Below are 503 nucleotides of genomic sequence, written 5' to 3'. Positions count from 1 at the left end.
TGAGGTTCTGCCCCAGGGACGGTACGTTGATGGTCCCCGTGAAGAAAGACGGGCAGACCGTCTTGAAATGCCCCAAGTGCGGCTATGAGGTGAGGCTCACCGAGAGGGATAAGCGTGCTTATAGCGTTAAGACCGCCGTTTCTGAGGACAAGAAGCGCGGCGTTATGACTGCGTCGGAGTCCAGCGCCGAGGTGGACCAAGAGGAGCTAGAGGAGCTGAGGAAACAGCTGTTGGAGAATCTTCAAGAGGGGGAGGAGGCCGAGGATTAGCGTTTTTAACCGGTCGGTTTATCTGCGGCGTCATGAGGATAGCGGTAGTCGATCGAGATTCCTGTGATCCAAAGAAGTGCGGCCATGAATGCATAAAGTACTGCCCCGTGAATAGGAGCGGCAAGGTCGTCTGGATAGACGAGGGCACCGGCAAGGCCGTGATATCCGAGAAGCTATGTATAGGCTGCGGCATCTGTGTGCATAAATGCCCGTTTTCGGCCATAACGATAACCA

2 protein-coding genes are annotated in these 503 nt (G+C 55.1%); both read left to right on the top strand.

All coding sequences use genetic code 11. The annotated features are described in order from the left end of the window. On the top strand, positions 1 to 269 hold a 269-nt coding region (locus B7L68_RS08460; RefSeq protein ID WP_081247209.1), incomplete at its 5' end, for a DNA-directed RNA polymerase. Positions 270 to 301: 32 nt separating this feature from the next. Further along, the coding region (locus tag B7L68_RS08455; RefSeq protein WP_193432495.1) for a 4Fe-4S binding protein at positions 302 to 503 on the top strand (202 nt) is incomplete at its 3' end.

It is taken from the genome of Thermoproteus sp. CP80 (assembly GCF_002077075.2).
In the GTDB taxonomy this organism is placed as follows: Archaea; Thermoproteota; Thermoprotei; order Thermoproteales; family Thermoproteaceae; genus Thermoproteus.
Note: the sequence above shows the minus strand (reverse complement) of the source record. Positions and strands in the feature narration are given on the sequence as shown.